A 14,863-nucleotide genomic window follows, 5' to 3' on the forward strand; every position below is an offset into this window, starting at 1 on the left:
TCCCGCTGGTCGCACCGCTCACATCCGCACTCGACCGGCGGAATGCCGAGCCGGGCCCGGCGCGCTATGGTCGAAGCAGATACCCCCGGGGGTATCAGGTTGGGAGGATGAGATGCAAGAGGTGAACCTGACGGACTTCGCCGCCGCGCACGCCCACGGGGCCGTCGTGGTGGACGTCCGCGAGCCGTTCGAATACGTCGAGGGCCACGTGCCCGGCGCCCGGTCGGTGCCGCTGGGGCAACTGGCCGCAGTGGCCGGAGAACTTCCCCGCAGCCGCCCGGTCTACGTCATCTGCGCCAGCGGTGGCCGCAGCCTGTCCGCGGCACAGTTCCTGACCCGCGCGGGCATCGACGCCCGGTCGGTCGCCGGCGGCACCGGCGGGTGGGCCCGCAGCGGTCGCGCCGTCGTGACGGGAGCGGACGCGTGAACCCGGGCGGGATGCTGAAGAAGGTCTTCGGAAAGCCGTACACCTCCATCGGGCCCGAGGAGGCTGCGGCGCTGATCGCCGATGGAGGGCTGTTGCTCGACGTTCGGGAGCCGGCCGAATGGCGTGCCGGCCACGCGCCCCGGGCCCGGCACATCCCGCTCGGCCAACTCGCCGACCGGGTGGGGGAAGTCCCGGCAGAACGGCCGGTGATCACCGTGTGTCGGTCCGGGGCCCGCTCGCGGCAGGCGGCCGCGCTGCTCGCTCGCGACCACCACCAGATCTACAACCTGGCCGGCGGGATGCGGGCCTGGACCCAGGCCGGAATGGCACTCCAGGCCAAGGGCGGACGGCCCGGGCACCTGACCTGAGGCGGTCCGGCGGGGGCACCGCCCCCCTGCGGAGGTCCCCGAGGGTCCAGGACCTTCGACCCTGGATACCCCCCGGGGTATACGCTATCGTGATTACATCGCTGGTCATCACTCTGAAGGAGTTCGGCACCATGTTGTTCACCCAGTACTACCTCGACTGCCTGTCCCAGGCCTCGTACCTGGTCGCCGACGAGAGCACCGGCCGGGCCGTGCTCGTCGACCCGCGCCGTGACATCGACGAATACCTCACCGACGCGCAGGCCCACGGCCTGACCATCGAAGGGGTGATCAACACCCACTTCCACGCCGACTTCCTCGCCGGCCACCTCGAGGTGGCCGCGGCGACCGGCGCGTGGATCGGCTACGGGAGCCGGGCCGAGACCGAATACCCGAGCCGCAAGCTCACCGACGGCGAACGGATCAGCCTCGGCGACGTGACCCTGGAGATCATGGAGACCCCGGGTCACACGCCGGAGTCGATCAGCGTACTGGTCTACGAGCACGCCGACGACGCCACGCCGTACGGGGTGATGACCGGCGACGCGCTGTTCATCGGCGACGTGGGCCGCCCCGACCTGCTCGCCTCCTTCGGCGTCACCGCCGACGAGCTGGGCGCGATGCTCTACGACAGCGTCCAGCACAAGCTGATGGGCCTGCCCGACGAGGTCCGGGTCTTCCCCGCTCACGGCGCCGGCTCGGCCTGCGGCAAGAACCTCTCCACCGAGCGCCAGTCCACCATCGGCGAGCAGCGCCGCACCAACTACGCCTGCGCCCCGATGAGCCAGGAGCAGTTCCTCGCCCTGGTCACCGGCGGCCAGCCGTCCGCGCCCGGCTACTTCGCCTTCGACGCCGTCCTCAACCGCAAGGCCCGCGAGCTGTTCGACCACACCCGGGCCCCGCGCCCGCTCGACGCAGCCGAGTTCGCCCGGGCCCGCGCCGACGGCGCGGTCGTGGTCGACGCCCGCGACCCGCAGGAGTTCGCCACGGGCCACCTCGCGGGGGCCGTCAACATCCCGGCCGACGGGCGGTTCGCCGAGACTGCGGGCAGCGTCATCGCCCCGGACCGCAAGGTGCTCGTGGTTGCCCCGCAGGACCGGGAGGAGGAGATCGTCGTACGGCTCGCCCGGATCGGCTTCGACCACGTCGTCGGCTACCTCCGCGAACCCGAAGGCGCGGTCCTCGAGATGGCCGCGGACATGGCCCGCGCGAGCCGGTTGACCGCCACCGAGCTGCACGACGCGCTGGACCGCCCCGAGGCGCCGGTGGTGCTCGACGTCCGCAACGCCGGTGAGCGCGAGCAGGGTGCCGTCCAGGGGTCCCTGCACATCCCCCTCGCCGAGCTGACGCGGCGCCTCGACGAGGTGCCGGCGGACCGGCCGGTCGTCGTGCACTGCGCGGGCGGCTACCGTTCCTCGGTGGCGGCCAGCCTGCTCCGCAACGCCGGTCGGGCGGACGTCTCCGACCTGCTCGGCGGCTACGGCGCCTGGCAGACCATGCACGCCGCCGTCTGAACAGGGCGAGAGGACAGGTGGCAATGTCGAGGCACATCCGCCACCTGTCCCCCGCGGCCCTGGTCGGCGGCGGCAGCTGCCTGGTCGTCCAGCACGGCCGCTCGCGCGGGACACGAACCTGCTGTACGGCGTCGTTGGCGCCGCTTCCGAGCGTGTTTTCCGTGGTCTGAGGCCAGCAGGCGCCGTTTCCGCGATACTTCCGTCACCGACTGGCAAGGGACGTACTTGCCACGGCCCTCGTACTCCCGTCCGGCAGAGCGTGCGGCCTTGAGGGCCGGTAGGAGCAGATCCAGAGGTCCGGACGCAGAAGGTCACGTCCAGTGTCCGCCACCTGTCCAGCATGCCTGCTCGTCAATCGTCGCGATTGTGCGGGTGAGGGCAGCTCACACCTGAGCCCAGGGCACCTGCGACGAGCGCTCCCTCTCGAAGCGCACGTGTCGCTCACGGATTGCGGCGCTCTCAGGCAGGCTCGCGCCTGCGCGTGCCGCCTTCCCCTACGGCGAGCATGCCTATGGCGGCGAGCAGGCAGCAGGTCGCTACGGCGGCCAGCAGGATCTGGTTGCCTCCGTGGTTGATGACTGCAGCGCCGGCCAGGGGCGCGGTGGCCTTCGCGGTGGTGACGGGGGCGGCGAGTCGTCCCGCGATGGTGGCGTAGGCGGTGGTGCCGTAGCGGCCGGCGAGGAGTGCTGGGGTGGCGAGGCTGGCGATGCCGAAGCCGAGCCCGAATCCGCTGACGGTGACGATGGCTCCGACGCGGGTTCCCGCGGCGAGTGGCATGGCGAGGACGGCGACTGCTTGGATGGCGAAGACACCAGCGACGATGGTGGTGACGGGAAGTCGGCGTCGGGCGCCGGTGAGGACGAGTCGTCCGGTGACGGACAGGACGCCGAGGAGGCCGGCGGCGGTGGCGGCGAAAGTAGCCGGGTGGCCGCGGCTGGTGAGGTAGCCGACGAGGTGGACGCCGATGGTGCTGGTGGCGGCGCCGTGGGCGATGAGAGCGGCGGCGAGGACCCAGAAGCGGCGGTCGCGCATCGCGGCGCGCGCCGCCGTGGGCCGCGAGGTGTGGGCCGTTCGCAGCATGGGGTTGGACGCTGTGACGTGCGGCGGTTTGCGGATGGTGCGGGCGTGCAGCGGCACGGTCACGACGCCGTGGACGGCGGCAAGGGTGAGGAGCGCGCCGCGCCAGTCGAGGTGGGCGACCAGGTAGCCGGTGAGTGGCATGAAGATGGTGCTGGCGAACCCGGCGACGACGGTGACCGCGAGCAGGGCGGTGGGGCGCCTGTCGGGGGTGAGCCAGGAGACTATGACGGCGAAGGCGGGTTCGTAGAGGACCATCGCGCCGGTGATGCCGATGCCGATCATGACGGCGTAGAGCTGCCCGATGGTCTGGACCTGGGACCACGCGATCAGGAGCACGGTGGCGGTGATCGAGCCGACGGTCATGAGGATCCGTCCGCCGTGCCGGTCGAGCCACCGTCCGACGGGGATGGCCATCAGCGCGCCCGCGAGGACGCTGGCGGTAAGCGCGCCGGTGACGGCGGTGGTGGAGGCTTCGAGGCCGGCCGCCATCGGGCCGAGCAGGACCGCGTAGGCGTAGTAGAGGGTGCCGTACCCGATGGTGGAGGTGACGGCGAGGGCGGCGACGATGCGCCACCCGTGACGCCCGCCGGCCGTTGGGTCGGCGGGCGCCGCGGTGGTGATGGTCATCAGCTGGCGCAGCAGCCGCCAGTCTGGTCGCCGGCGGGTGCGACGTCGAGGCTGACGAGGTTCAGTGGCGCGGACAGCAGCCCGCCGGAGATGCCGGTAGCCAGACCCCTGCCGGCCGTGTCCGCCGCCGTGGCCGGTCCGCAGCAGCTGTCGGTGCCGGTGGAATCGGCGGGGTTGCTGTTGCAGACGCCGGTCTCGGGCAGGTCGAGCCGGACGTCGCGGGCTGCGTCCCAGTCGCCGGCGAGGGCGGCGACGACGGAGCGGACCTGCTCGTAGCCGGTGGCCATGAGGAACGTCGGCGCGCGGCCGTAGCTCTTCATGCCGACGGCGTAGTAGCCGGCCTCGGGATGGGCGAGCTCGTCGACGCCGTGCGGCGGGACGGTGCCGCAGGAGTGCTCGTTCGGGTCGATCAGCGGGGCGAGTGCTCGGGTGGCGCCCATGACCGGGTCGAGGTCCAGGCGCAGCTCGGTGGCGATGGAGTGGTCGGGGCGGAAGCCGGTGGCGGCGACGATCCGGTCCACCACGATCGACTCCTCAGCGCCGTCGGCGTGCCGGACGACCACGGCGACCCGGCCGTCGGTCGGGGTGAGCGCGTGCACGGAGAAGCCGGTGAGCAGCCGGATTCGGCCGGCTTCCACGTGCTCGCGCAGCCGGGAACCGAGCGCGCCGCGGGCGGGCAGCGCGTCGGCGTCTCCACCGCCGTAGGTGCGGGCCGGGCTCGACGAGCGGATCGCCCAGGTCACCTCCGTGCCCGGCTCCGCGGCGGCCAGCTCGGCCAGGGAGAGCAGCGTGTTCGCCGCGGAGTGGCCGGCGCCGACGACCAGGCTGTGCCGGCCGGCGAAGCGGTCCCGGTCCGCGCCGAGCACGTCCGGCAGGGCGTGCTCCAGGTTCGCGGCGACCCCGTTCTCGCCCCGGGCCGGCAGGCCGGAGGCGCCGAGGACGTTGGGGGTACCCCAGGTGCCGGAGGCGTCGATGACCGCGCGGGCCAGCAACTCGTCACCGTCGGCGAGGCGGATCAGGAACGGCGCCTGCTCGCGGCCGGCGGTGCGCAGCCGGTCCAGGCCGAGCCGGCTGATCGCCTCCACCCGCGCGCCGTAGCGCAGGTGGGGCTTGAGCTGCGGCAGCTCCGCGAAGGGCTGAAGGTAGTCGGCGACCAGCTCCGCACCGGTGGGCAGGGCGTCCTCGGCCGGGGCGACCCAGCCGGCGTCGTCGAGCAGCCGGCGGGCGGCCGGGTCGACGTTGTAGCGCCACGGGGAGAACACCCGCACGTGCCCCCACTGCCGCACGGCCGCGCCGGCGGTGTCACCGGCCTCCACAACAAGGAAGGGAAGGCCACGCTCGTGCAGGTGGGCGGCGGCGGCCAGACCCACCGGGCCCGCGCCGATCACCACGACGGGCAGCTCGTCCAGGACACTCATCGAAAACTCCCTTGTGTTGAAAATCGTCTAATCAAGAAGGTGCAGTGTTGCCGCAGCGGGCGGAACTCAACGGGGGTCAGGTGATGACGGGGCTGCGGCGCTCGAGCAGAACGACATCGCGCCACCGGCCGTGGTGCTGGCCGATCCGTTCGCGGGTGCCGATGACGCGGAAGCCGGCCCGCTGGTGCAGGGCGAGACTGGCGGTGTTCTCCGGGAAGACGCCGGACTGGATGGTCCAGATGCCGGCAGCCTCGGTCGAGGCGATCAGCGCGTCCAGCAGCAGCCGGGCCACGCCACGCCCTTGGTCGGCGGGGTCGACGTAGACGGAGTGCTCGACCACCCCGGCGTAGACCGCCCGGCTCGACGTCGGCGACACCGCCACCCATCCGACCACGGTGTCGTCCGCGTCGACGGCCACGAGGCGATGGTCAGGCAGCTTGGCCGCTTCGAATGCCGCCCAGGTCGGCGCGATGGTCTCGAAGCTGGCGTTGCCGCCGTCGAGACCGGCCTGGTAGATGGCCAGAACACGATCGGCGTCGTCCGAGGTCATCCGGCGGACGGTGATGTCGGCCATCAGCAGGCTCCCTTCGGGCTCGGGGCCGGGCGGCCCATGACGACATCAGCGGCCGACGGAAAGCAGCCGACGCAGGCGTCGTTGATGCGGTAGTGCCGGGCGGTACCGACCGGCTCCACAAGCACGAACCGCACCTCGGTGAGGATCTTCAGGTGTTGGGAGACGGTGGACTGGGCGAGCCCGACGGAGGCGACGATCTCCCCCACGCTCATCGGCCGGGCATGCCGGGCCAGGTATTCCACGATCTGCACCCGGCTCGGGTCCGCCAGGGCCCGGAACCATGAGGCGTAGGTCTGCGCGGTGTCCCGGTCGAGCAGGTCGCCCACCACCACTCCCTCTATCGTCTATCGCCGATTGGCGATGGAAGTGTAGCGGAAGTCGCCGCGGCGAGGTGGGCGGTGGTGACGACGAGCCGGGCGATCGCGCCGGGGGTGGCGGGGTCGACCTTGTCGGGGGTGTCAGCAGGGCTGTGGTAGCCGCCCATCCCGGCGCCGATTCCGACTGCGGCGAAGCCGGCACCGCCGTAGCGGCGGTTGTCCGACGCCACAGGTCCGGCCGCCAGAGGGAGGCCGGTGTGCCGGCCGGCCTGATCGAGCAACGCAAGGAGGCGGTGGGCGGGGCCACCAGCCTCCACCGCCGCCGCCCCGTCGAGGCGGCCGGCACCGTCGACGTTGATGACCAGCGGCGCGGCCCCTTCGGCGCGGAGTTGGGCCGCGTGGTGGGCGGAACCGAGCGCGCCCACCTCCTCCCCGTCGAGCAGGGCGACAGACAGTCCCACCCCGACGGGCAGTGCGGCAGTGAGGATGCGGGCGGCTTCCAGGACCACCGCGACGCCGGTGGCGTTGTCCGAAGCTCCGGGCAGGCGCAGCCCCGGATGATCGCCGACACCGTCGTAGTGGGCGGTCAGCAGCAGGTCTGTGCCGCCGGGGACCGGCTCGCGGATCCGGGCGTGGACGTTGGCGCCGGTGACGTCGTCGCAGCGCAGCGGCGCCGCGCCGGCCAGCCAGCCGTCCCCGGCGGTGGCGGCGGTGAGCACGGCGTGGTGGGTGTCCGGGTCGAGGGTCAGCACCGGCAGCGGCCCCGGGTCCGGGCCGGCGAGCACTGTGAACTGCCATCCCTCAGCGTCAACCGGGCGCCGGACCAGAAGCCCGGCGGCGCCGCGGGTGTCGCGGTAGGCGTCGAAGAGGCTCATCTCGGCCGGCACGACGAGCCACCGCCCCGCCGGGTCATCCCTGCCGGCGACACCGAGGCCGCCACGCCGGGTGTCGGAGCTGTCGGCGGAGGCCGGGTGGATCGCGACCTGCCGACCGAACAACAACGGAGCGGAGCCGCTCCGGTCGCCCCACGTGACCGTCGGCGCCTCGTACACCTGCGGCACGCCACGGACCGGGAAGTCCTCGACACGGACCGCCGCGCCGAGGTCAGTGAGCTGGTCGACGAGCCAGGCGCGGGCTGCCGCGCCGCCGGCCGAGCCGACGCGCCGTCCGGCCAGGGGATCGGAGGCGAGGGTGGCGACGGTGGCCGTCATCCGGTCGGCGCTGACGTCGCCGAGCAGTTCCGGGAGTTCGTTCGGGGTGGTCACGAGCAGCACCCCTGTCCGGAGGTGACGGCGTCGGCCTTGGCCTGGGTGCCGCAACACGAGTCGGCTACCTGGGCAGCCTGCCGGGTGCCGCAGCACGGGTCGCCGTTCGTGGTCTCGCCGGCCGGCGGGAGGATCCCGCCGACGGCCTGGGCGGGGCTGCCGCAGCAGGCGCCGGACCCGGTGACCTGCAGCGCGGCGGCGGGTTCGCCGGAGAAACCGCCGGCCGTGGGGGTGTTCTGGCTCATGTCGGATCCTCTCCTCAGCGGGGGTTGGTCAGCGTGTAGGCGATGGTGCGGGCACGGTCGAGACGCCGCTCGGCGCGCTGGGCCGCGGTGGACACCTGGGCACAGGAGTCGCAGAACCGCAGACCAGGCAGCGGTGTGGGCGGCCGGCGGGTGAAGCCGAACATGAGGGACCTCTTTCCTCGGAGGACTGTCTTGACGTCTGTCGAATCAGACAGTTGCACGTTGTTTAGAGAGATGTCAACCTAGAGGTATGTCAAAGCAAGAGGCGTCCCTCGCCGTCATCGATCTCAACGCCGACGCGCCGTGCTGTCCCCCGCTGGCGCAGAGCCGGGTTCCCGCCGAGACGGCCGCGGCGCTCGCGCCTGCATTCAAGGCCCTGGGCGACCCGGTGCGCCTCCGGCTCATGTCGATGATCGCCTCCGCCGAGGGCGGGGAGGCATGCGTGTGCGACCTGACGCCGGCGTTCGACCTGACCGGGCCGACGATCTCCCACCACCTCAAGACGCTGCGCGAGGCGGGCCTGGTCGACGCCGAACGGCGGGGCACGTGGGTCTACTACCGGGCCCGCCCGGGAATCCTGCGCCAGCTCGCCGCACTGCTGGCGATCGAGCCGGCCCTCTCGTCGAAGGCGTAGAACCGCCGGGCAAACCCCGCATCCACCAGCGCCGATCGCGATCAGCGTTGAGCGCGGGATCCCGCGTGCGAGGCGAGGCCCGCTTTCCGCTGCCGGCCTTGGCGAGGCCGTCCGGACACCTGAGCGGCGAGGGCAGTCATGACGTACGCGGCGTCGCGACCGACTCCGCGCAGGGTGTTCGAGACGAAGGATCGCTGGAACTCCAAACCGAGATAGACCAGCCCTGGACGGGTGGTGGAGATCCCGCCCACCTGCCGGGGCGCGCCATCGTCGAGAGCGCCGAGGGGTCTGAGGTACGCGAGGTCCGGTCGGTAGCCGGTGGCGAAGATGACCGCGTCGACCGGCTCGGCCATGCCGTCGGCCCAGACGACGCCGTCAGGGGTGAAGGCGGTGAACATGTCCCGCCGGGACAGCAGCCCGGAGGCGATTGCGTCGCGGTAGACGCCGGTGTCGAGCACGGTGGCGTGTCGGACAAGTCGGCTGAGTGCGCGGCGCGGCAGGTGGTCCGCGCCGGTGACCCGCAGCCAGTGGTGCAGGTCCCGCCCGGCGAGGCGTTGGGGCAGGAAACGCACGGGCTCCCGGGTGGCGAGCATGACCCGGGCGTGGGCCGCGATCTCGTAGGCGACCTGGACGGCGGAGTTGCCCGCACCCACAACGATGACCCGCTTGCCCGCGTACGCCTCCGGCCTGCGGTACCGGGCGACGTGCCGGAGGTCGCCGGCGTAGTCGTCCTGGCCGGACAGCGTCGGCAGGTAGGGGTTGCCGAAAGATCCGCTGGCAGCGACCACGCCGGACGCGGCCACCTCGTCGCCGGTGTCGGTGCGGACGAGGTATCCCCCGCCGGGGCCAGGGTGCACGGCCATGACACGGGTGCGGGTGCGGATGTCGACGTCCAGGGTCTGCGCGTAACGGCGCAGGTACGCCGTGACCTCGTCGCGGCGGGGGAAGCGGTCCGGGTCGCCGTCGAAGGGCATGCCGGGAAGGGCGCTGTAGCGGGCGGGCGAGAAGAGGGTGAGGCTGTCGTAGTAGTCGGGCCAGGAGCCGACGGGCGAGCGGATCATGATGCTGTTCTCCCAGGGCGCCGAACTGTCGGTCGGCGAGGTGGCCGAGCGGACGGGCATCAGCCAGGCCACGGCGTCGCAGCAACTGACCCTGCTCCGACGCGGGCGGGTGGTCACCTCCCGTCGCGACGGGAAGACGGTGTACTACCGGGCCGATCGGAACGGCGCACTCGCCGCCCTGGCCGAGCTGCAGTCCTACCTGGCAACCTGCTGCTGACCAGTCGCCGGCCAGCCACCCCGACGCCCGAACCGCGGACCTCAGCCTCCAGCACGTTTGACTCCCGAAGGTTACTCAGTAATAGTTGAGTCAATGAAAGCTGAGCTTGTCTCCCTGGCCGGGCGCGCACGGATCCACGCGGCACTCGGCGACCCCGCGCGCCTGGCGATCGTGGACGCGCTCACCCTCGGCGACGCCTCCCCCGGCGAGATCGCCCACACCCTCGACATGCCGACCAACCTCGTCGCCCACCACGTCAAGGTGCTCACCGAAGCGGGCCTCGTCGTCCGCGGCCGATCCGAGGGCGACCGGCGGCGCACCTACCTGCGACTCCAGCCGGCAGCCCTGGCCGCCCTCACCCCTCCCCCGCTGGCCGATGTGGGACGGGTGGTCTTCGTCTGCACCCACAACTCCGCCCGCTCGCAGCTGGCCGCGGCGCTATGGAAGCGACGCACCCACGGGGAAGCCGCCTCGGCCGGCACCAAGCCTGCGGCCCGGGTGCATCCCCGCGCGCTTGCCGTGGCCCACCGCCACGACCTCGACCTCAACCCTGCCGGCACCGCACACGTCAGCGACGTCGTCCGCGACGACGACCTGGTCATCGCCGTCTGCGACAACGCCAACGAAGAGCTCACCGGACCGGTCCGCCCCCGCCTGCACTGGTCCGTGCCGGACCCGGTCCGCATCGACACCGACGAAGCGTTCGAGGCGGCCTACGCCGACCTCGCCGACCGCGTCGACCGCCTCGCCCCCACCACCATGTTGAGAGGCACCCGATGACCGACATCAGCGCCCACCTCCAACCGGAGATCACCCTCGACCAGCAGCTCGCCCTGCACACCGCCGCGACCCGGCTGGCCGAGGAGTTCGACGCCTCTCAGATGGCCCTGGGCTTCTTCACCCACCTGGCGGGCGAGCACGCGATCGCCTGGTCCGGCGGCAGCGAACCCGGCATCGGGATCAACCCCGCCGCGATCGCGGCGATGGCCGAACGTGGCATCGACATCTCCGAGGAGTTCCCCAAGCCGTGGACGGACGAGGTGGTCCGCGCCGCCGATGTCGTGGTCGCCATGGGCTGCGGCGACGCCTGCCCCGTCTTCCCCGGCACCCGTTTCGAGAACTGGAACGTCGAGGACCCCGCCGGCCTGGACCTGGCCGGCGTCCGGCCGATCCGGGATGAGATCGAGCGCCGGGTCCGCCGGCTCCTCGACGAGTTGAACGTCACCAACACCTGGTAACCGTCACCCCGGCAAGTCGGGGCTACTCAGATCATGGAGAGAACAAACTGATGACCATCGCACTTCGGCGGCGCCTGCTGGCCGAGTTCCTCGGCACCGCCCTGCTGGTCACCGCCGTGGTCGGCTCCGGCATCATGGCCACGACCCTCTCCCCCGGCGACGTCGGCCTCCAGCTTCTGGAGAACTCCACCGCCACCGCCTTCGCCCTCGGCGCGCTGATCCTCGTCTTCGGTCCCATCTCCGGCGCTCACTTCAACCCCGTCGTCTCCGCCGCCGACTGGTTCCTCGGTCGCCGCGCCGGAACCGGGCTCACCGCCCGCGACCTCGCCGGCTACACGGTCGCCCAGGTCCTCGGCGCGATCGCCGGATCGGTGCTGGCGAACCTGATGTTCGACCTCGCCGCCGTCGACTTCTCCACCAGGGACCGCGCTGCGGGCCACCTGTGGCTCGGCGAGGTCGTCGCCACGGCCGGGCTGATCCTGCTGATCTTCGCCCTCGCCCGCTCCGGCCGCGCCCTGATCGCCCCCGCCGCGGTCGGCGCGTACATCGGGGCGGCGTACTGGTTCACCTCGTCGACCTCGTTCGCCAACCCCGCGGTGACGATCGGCCGTGCCTTCACCGACACCTTTGCCGGCATCGCACCCGCTTCCGTCCCCGGATTCGTCGTCGCCCAACTGGTCGGGCTGGCGGTCGGCGTCGGCCTGCTCGCCGCGCTCTACCCTGACGCCGGGCGGGCCGCCGACCAGGTCGTCGTGCCTGCCGAGAGACGCGATCCGGCACCGGACCACCGCCGGTGATCCACCGCGACCCGGAGCGCCGTGAGATTGAGGTGCGGTACCGCCGCGTGCCGCCGGCGGCTACCAACTGCTCAACCGCAACAGCGACCCGGACCGGCCGTCACCTGCACCCCGCGCCGAGGCGCCCATGAACCGGCCCTATGACCTGTACTGCAAGGAAGGCATCTGATGTCCAAGCCCAGCGTCCTGTTCGTCTGCGTACACAACGCCGGCCGTTCCCAGATGGCCGCCGGCTGGCTGCGCCACCTCGGCGGCGACGCCGTCGAGGTCCGCTCCGCCGGCTCCGAGCCCGCCGACCAGATCAACCCGGTGGCCGTCGAGGCGATGCGGGAGGTCGGCATCGACATCACCGCCAACAAGCCGAAGATCCTCGACTACGCCACCGCCGAAGCCTCCGACGTCATCATCACGATGGGCTGCGGCGACGTCTGCCCGGCCTTCCCGGGCAAACGGTACGAGGACTGGAAGCTCGACGACCCGGCCGGACAGGACCTCGCCGTGGTCCGTCGCGTCCGTGACGAGATCCGCACCCGGGTGGAGGAACTCCTCGCCGACCTCACCCCCACTGCCTGAGGCAAAGTCCACCCCACCGCCCCGCCGCCGAAGATCGGTGCGGGCGGACCGAGCGAGGAGGCCTCGTGCCCGACCCGCCGCCGCCCTCGACGCCGAGCGCTACCTCGCCGCCCTGCCGTGACCCGGTTCGCCCGAGGCCTGGCCCATGCCGGCCGGGCCCCGGGCCCACGGCCGGATCCTGTCGGCGGCTACCCGCCGAGCCGGGCGGTGATGTCGGCGACCGTGGCCTTCGCCGTGCAGCCGGCGCCGACCAGCGTGGCCGACGCCGGTCCCGTCCAGTCGCCGTAGCCGAGCAGGTACAGGCGAGGCTCGTCCACCGACCGGGTGCCCTCCGTGGCCACCTCGCCGTCCTGCCACCTGGGCAGCAGCGGCCCCAGATGAGCGAGGTCGGGCCGGAAGCCGGTGCACCAGATGACCGCGTCGCAGGGCTGCTCGGTGCCGTCCGGCCAGCGCACGCCATGTGCGGTGAGCCGCGCGAACATGGGACGGGCCTGCAGCACCCCACGATCCCGGGCGTCGCGGACGCTGGGCACCATGACGATGTCCCCGAGATCGCTGACACCGCCGCCAGCCCCACCGGCAGCCTTGCGAGTGGCCACCCCGAACAACACCCGACCGTCGACGTCGTCGGGCATGAACCGCGCAGGGCGCAGGGTTACCCAGGTGGTCTCGGCGACCCTGGACACCTCGGCCAGGATCTGCGCCGCCGAGTTGCCCCCACCAACGACCACCACTCGCCGCCCACGGAACTCGTCCGGCGAGGTGTAGTGCGCCGTGTGCAACTGCCGACCCGCGAACTCCTCACGGCCGGGGAAGTCGGGCACGTATGGGCACTCCCACCTGCCGGTGGCGGAGATGACATACCTGGCCGACCAGGTCCCGGCATCGGTCTCCACCGCCAAGCGCTCCCGGGCCGGCCGTACCTCGTTCACCCGGACCGGCCGGCGCACCGGCAGGTCATACCGCTTCTCGTACGCGCGCAGGTAGTCCACCACGTGCGCGGCGGTCGGGAACTCCTCCCCCTCCTGCCGCGGCATGCCCCACCCGGGCAGCGGGCTGTACTCCGCCGGGGAGAACAACCGCAACGAGTCCCAGCCATGCCGCCACGCGCCACCCGGCTGCGACTGAGCATCGAGGATGACGTGATCCAGACCGGCGCGGCGCAGGTAGTAGCCCGCCGCCAGGCCCGCCTGCCCGCCCCCGACGACCACCACGTCACACGATCCGGGCACCCTCTACACCTCCGCTGCGTCCGCCGATCATCATGCCGAGTAGCCCACGACACCGAAACGGTGGCCTACGCCGACTCCTGGTCCGACCCCGCAGGCACGTCGTCACGGCTTTTTACCCGCACACTGGCGGCGACCCGGTTCCGGTTCCACCGGCCTATCGATGGTGTTCGTGGAACGATGGAAGACGTGGGAACTGCGAAAACTGCCATGCCTGCCATCTCGCCGCTTGCCGGCGAGCCGATCAAGCAATCCGACGCTCAGCGGCTCGCGGGAGTGCTGAAGGCGGTCGCCGACCCAGCACGGCTGCGGCTACTCAGTCTGATCCAGTCCGCCCCCGAGGGCGAGGCGTCCGTCAGTGACCTCACCGCGCCGCTCGGGCTCTCCCAGCCGACCGTGAGTCATCACCTTCGGATCCTCACCGACGCCGGCCTGCTCGAACGCGAGAAGCGCGGCGTCTGGGCGTACTACCGCCTGGTGCCGTCCGCGATCGCGGCGATCGCCGACCTGTTGACGCCACCCCGCAAGCGGGCGGGGAAGAAGGCCCGCTGAGCGCGTTGATGAGCCTCGACCCGACCGGTGCCGGTGGCCGGCGAAAGCACTCCTCGACGTGTTCCAGATCGCCTTCGATGGCCGGCTGACCGGTCAGCCACTGACCACCTCAGCAACCAAGATCAGCTGATTGCTTGGTGCTCCCGTTGCTCGCCGGGCTGTGGCGATCAGCCGCACAACCGCTCCGCCACCAGGCCTGGACCGCCCTGTACGTGCCGACGCTGTCTGACGCTGATGGATCGTCTCTTCCCCGCGCCCGCGGTCGACCACCGGGTGCAGACCCCGCGCCGGGATCGGGCCGCCACCCGGCCGTCGGCGTCCGGGCGGGCCACGTCGACGGCGATGTCGTCGACCGGTTCCCGCGTGGATGGAAGCGGTGCGGGCAGCGCCGGCATCGGGCCGGTGGCGGTGCCGGGCGAGGAAGCGGGGTGGGGATGACCGCGCCGATGAACTGCTCGTCGATGGGCGCACGGGTGCTACGGGTTTCCTCATCGGGAGCCACCGGGGTGGTCAGCTCCCGTGATCCCGCACGAATACTGGTGTCCGAGGGGCCACACGAACCAATGCCCCACCGCCGATGACGATCGCCAAAACCCTAAAGCTCACACAAGTCTAGGTGCTCCGGTGACCTCTTCGAGCCCCCAGAGGTCACCGGACAGGAAGCCCTGGATGCTCCTATAGAAGTCAAGCGGTGTTGAGGGTGGTGAAGTCGGCGAGGAGGGCGGTGTGG

General features: G+C 71.9%; 20 protein-coding genes. 11 read left to right on the forward strand and 9 right to left on the reverse strand.

The window, feature by feature from the left end; all coding sequences use genetic code 11:
- Positions 1-112: 112 nt before the first annotated feature.
- From V6U82_RS30380 to V6U82_RS30390, 3 genes are all read left to right on the forward strand, one after another.
- Positions 113-427, forward strand: a complete 315-nt coding sequence (locus V6U82_RS30380; protein ID WP_334467377.1) for a rhodanese-like domain-containing protein — start codon at positions 113-115, stop codon at positions 425-427.
- Positions 428-438: 11 nt separating this feature from the next.
- Entirely contained in the window at positions 439-795 is a 357-nt protein-coding gene (locus V6U82_RS30385; RefSeq protein ID WP_128136283.1) for a rhodanese-like domain-containing protein, read from the forward strand.
- A 131-nt stretch (positions 796-926) separates the two neighbouring features.
- On the forward strand, positions 927-2,306 hold the full coding sequence (locus V6U82_RS30390; protein WP_334467379.1) for a rhodanese-like domain-containing protein: 1,380 nt from the start codon (positions 927-929) through the stop codon (positions 2,304-2,306).
- A gap of 459 nt (positions 2,307-2,765) precedes the next feature.
- Here V6U82_RS30390 and V6U82_RS30395 read toward each other — a convergent pair whose 3' ends face one another.
- The 7 genes from V6U82_RS30395 to V6U82_RS30425 all read right to left on the reverse strand — a co-directional run bounded on the left by V6U82_RS30395 (position 2,766) and on the right by V6U82_RS30425 (position 7,996).
- On the reverse strand, positions 2,766-4,013 hold the full coding sequence (locus V6U82_RS30395) for an MFS transporter (RefSeq protein WP_334467381.1): 1,248 nt from the start codon (positions 4,011-4,013) through the stop codon (positions 2,766-2,768).
- On the reverse strand, positions 4,013-5,431 hold the full coding sequence (locus V6U82_RS30400) for an FAD-dependent oxidoreductase (RefSeq protein ID WP_334467382.1): 1,419 nt from the start codon (positions 5,429-5,431) through the stop codon (positions 4,013-4,015). Before V6U82_RS30400 ends, V6U82_RS30395 begins: the two co-directional genes overlap by 1 nt.
- 76 nt (positions 5,432-5,507) lie before the next feature.
- Entirely contained in the window at positions 5,508-6,005 is a 498-nt protein-coding gene (locus V6U82_RS30405; protein WP_128136255.1) for a GNAT family N-acetyltransferase, read from the reverse strand.
- On the reverse strand, positions 6,005-6,331 hold the full coding sequence (locus V6U82_RS30410) for an ArsR/SmtB family transcription factor (RefSeq protein WP_435124021.1): 327 nt from the start codon (positions 6,329-6,331) through the stop codon (positions 6,005-6,007). The genes V6U82_RS30405 and V6U82_RS30410 overlap by 1 nt, the downstream gene beginning before the upstream one ends.
- 11 nt (positions 6,332-6,342) lie before the next feature.
- Positions 6,343-7,587, reverse strand: a complete 1,245-nt coding sequence (locus V6U82_RS30415) for a M28 family metallopeptidase (RefSeq protein WP_334467385.1) — start codon at positions 7,585-7,587, stop codon at positions 6,343-6,345.
- Positions 7,584-7,832 carry a hypothetical protein gene (locus V6U82_RS30420; protein ID WP_334467387.1) on the reverse strand — a complete coding sequence of 83 codons (249 nt, stop codon included), beginning with the start codon at positions 7,830-7,832 and terminating at the stop codon, positions 7,584-7,586. Before V6U82_RS30420 ends, V6U82_RS30415 begins: the two co-directional genes overlap by 4 nt.
- A gap of 14 nt (positions 7,833-7,846) precedes the next feature.
- Positions 7,847-7,996 carry a hypothetical protein gene (locus tag V6U82_RS30425; RefSeq protein ID WP_181726486.1) on the reverse strand — a complete coding sequence of 50 codons (150 nt, stop codon included), beginning with the start codon at positions 7,994-7,996 and terminating at the stop codon, positions 7,847-7,849.
- Between the two features lie 86 nt (positions 7,997-8,082).
- Between V6U82_RS30425 and V6U82_RS30430 the strand changes: the two genes are divergently transcribed.
- Entirely contained in the window at positions 8,083-8,466 is a 384-nt protein-coding gene (locus tag V6U82_RS30430) for an ArsR/SmtB family transcription factor (protein ID WP_128136252.1), read from the forward strand.
- Positions 8,467-8,507: 41 nt separating this feature from the next.
- Here V6U82_RS30430 and V6U82_RS30435 read toward each other — a convergent pair whose 3' ends face one another.
- Positions 8,508-9,527 (reverse strand): flavin-containing monooxygenase, encoded by a 1,020-nt coding sequence (locus tag V6U82_RS30435; protein ID WP_334467389.1) that lies wholly within the window; start codon positions 9,525-9,527, stop codon positions 8,508-8,510.
- Between V6U82_RS30435 and V6U82_RS30440 the strand changes: the two genes are divergently transcribed.
- From V6U82_RS30440 to V6U82_RS30460, 5 genes are all read left to right on the forward strand, one after another.
- On the forward strand, positions 9,526-9,744 hold the full coding sequence (locus tag V6U82_RS30440) for an ArsR/SmtB family transcription factor (RefSeq protein WP_334467391.1): 219 nt from the start codon (positions 9,526-9,528) through the stop codon (positions 9,742-9,744). The genes V6U82_RS30435 and V6U82_RS30440 overlap by 2 nt on opposite strands.
- Before the next feature lie 93 nt (positions 9,745-9,837).
- A complete protein-coding gene (locus V6U82_RS30445) occupies positions 9,838-10,524 on the forward strand; it encodes an arsenate reductase/protein-tyrosine-phosphatase family protein (RefSeq protein WP_128136249.1) in 687 nt (228 codons plus the stop codon).
- On the forward strand, positions 10,521-10,982 hold the full coding sequence (locus tag V6U82_RS30450; protein ID WP_334467393.1) for an arsenate reductase/protein-tyrosine-phosphatase family protein: 462 nt from the start codon (positions 10,521-10,523) through the stop codon (positions 10,980-10,982). The genes V6U82_RS30445 and V6U82_RS30450 overlap by 4 nt, the downstream gene beginning before the upstream one ends.
- Positions 10,983-11,032: 50 nt before the next feature.
- On the forward strand, positions 11,033-11,779 hold the full coding sequence (locus V6U82_RS30455; protein WP_334467395.1) for an MIP/aquaporin family protein: 747 nt from the start codon (positions 11,033-11,035) through the stop codon (positions 11,777-11,779).
- 165 nt (positions 11,780-11,944) lie between these two features.
- Positions 11,945-12,352, forward strand: coding sequence for an arsenate reductase ArsC (locus V6U82_RS30460; RefSeq protein WP_258544598.1), 408 nt, complete (start codon positions 11,945-11,947; stop codon positions 12,350-12,352).
- A 188-nt stretch (positions 12,353-12,540) separates the two neighbouring features.
- Here V6U82_RS30460 and V6U82_RS30465 read toward each other — a convergent pair whose 3' ends face one another.
- The gene (locus V6U82_RS30465; protein ID WP_334467397.1) at positions 12,541-13,584 is read right to left on the reverse strand and encodes an ArsO family NAD(P)H-dependent flavin-containing monooxygenase; all 1,044 of its coding nucleotides are present in this window, start codon (positions 13,582-13,584) and stop codon (positions 12,541-12,543) included.
- 177 nt (positions 13,585-13,761) lie between these two features.
- Here V6U82_RS30465 and V6U82_RS30470 point away from each other — a divergent pair, with 177 nt between their 5' ends.
- Positions 13,762-14,133 (forward strand): ArsR/SmtB family transcription factor, encoded by a 372-nt coding sequence (locus tag V6U82_RS30470; protein ID WP_128136281.1) that lies wholly within the window; start codon positions 13,762-13,764, stop codon positions 14,131-14,133.
- Between the two features lie 234 nt (positions 14,134-14,367).
- Entirely contained in the window at positions 14,368-14,571 is a 204-nt protein-coding gene (locus V6U82_RS30475) for a hypothetical protein (RefSeq protein WP_334467399.1), read from the forward strand.
- Positions 14,572-14,863 lie beyond the last annotated feature (292 nt).

It is taken from the genome of Micromonospora sp. CPCC 205554 (assembly GCF_036902745.1).
Classification (GTDB): domain Bacteria; phylum Actinomycetota; class Actinomycetes; order Mycobacteriales; family Micromonosporaceae; genus Micromonospora; species Micromonospora tulbaghiae.

Bases quoted from the DNA above. Each gene is read 5' to 3' on its own strand.
- V6U82_RS30450 (WP_334467393.1), top strand. From the start codon at position 10,521: ATGACCGACATCAGCGCCCACCTCCAACCGGAGATCACCCTCGACCAG.
- V6U82_RS30430 (WP_128136252.1), top strand. From the start codon at position 8,083: ATGTCAAAGCAAGAGGCGTCCCTCGCCGTCATCGATCTCAACGCCGAC.
- V6U82_RS30445 (WP_128136249.1), top strand. From the start codon at position 9,838: ATGAAAGCTGAGCTTGTCTCCCTGGCCGGGCGCGCACGGATCCACGCG.
- V6U82_RS30390 (WP_334467379.1), top strand. From the start codon at position 927: ATGTTGTTCACCCAGTACTACCTCGACTGCCTGTCCCAGGCCTCGTAC.
- V6U82_RS30400 (WP_334467382.1), bottom strand. From the start codon at position 5,431: ATGAGTGTCCTGGACGAGCTGCCCGTCGTGGTGATCGGCGCGGGCCCG.
- V6U82_RS30440 (WP_334467391.1), top strand. From the start codon at position 9,526: ATGATGCTGTTCTCCCAGGGCGCCGAACTGTCGGTCGGCGAGGTGGCC.
- V6U82_RS30385 (WP_128136283.1), top strand. From the start codon at position 439: ATGCTGAAGAAGGTCTTCGGAAAGCCGTACACCTCCATCGGGCCCGAG.
- V6U82_RS30435 (WP_334467389.1), bottom strand. From the start codon at position 9,527: ATGATCCGCTCGCCCGTCGGCTCCTGGCCCGACTACTACGACAGCCTC.
- V6U82_RS30395 (WP_334467381.1), bottom strand. From the start codon at position 4,013: ATGACCATCACCACCGCGGCGCCCGCCGACCCAACGGCCGGCGGGCGT.
- V6U82_RS30425 (WP_181726486.1), bottom strand. From the start codon at position 7,996: ATGTTCGGCTTCACCCGCCGGCCGCCCACACCGCTGCCTGGTCTGCGG.
- V6U82_RS30475 (WP_334467399.1), top strand. From the start codon at position 14,368: ATGGATCGTCTCTTCCCCGCGCCCGCGGTCGACCACCGGGTGCAGACC.
- V6U82_RS30420 (WP_334467387.1), bottom strand. From the start codon at position 7,832: ATGAGCCAGAACACCCCCACGGCCGGCGGTTTCTCCGGCGAACCCGCC.
- V6U82_RS30470 (WP_128136281.1), top strand. From the start codon at position 13,762: ATGGAAGACGTGGGAACTGCGAAAACTGCCATGCCTGCCATCTCGCCG.
- V6U82_RS30405 (WP_128136255.1), bottom strand. From the start codon at position 6,005: ATGGCCGACATCACCGTCCGCCGGATGACCTCGGACGACGCCGATCGT.
- V6U82_RS30455 (WP_334467395.1), top strand. From the start codon at position 11,033: ATGACCATCGCACTTCGGCGGCGCCTGCTGGCCGAGTTCCTCGGCACC.
- V6U82_RS30380 (WP_334467377.1), top strand. From the start codon at position 113: ATGCAAGAGGTGAACCTGACGGACTTCGCCGCCGCGCACGCCCACGGG.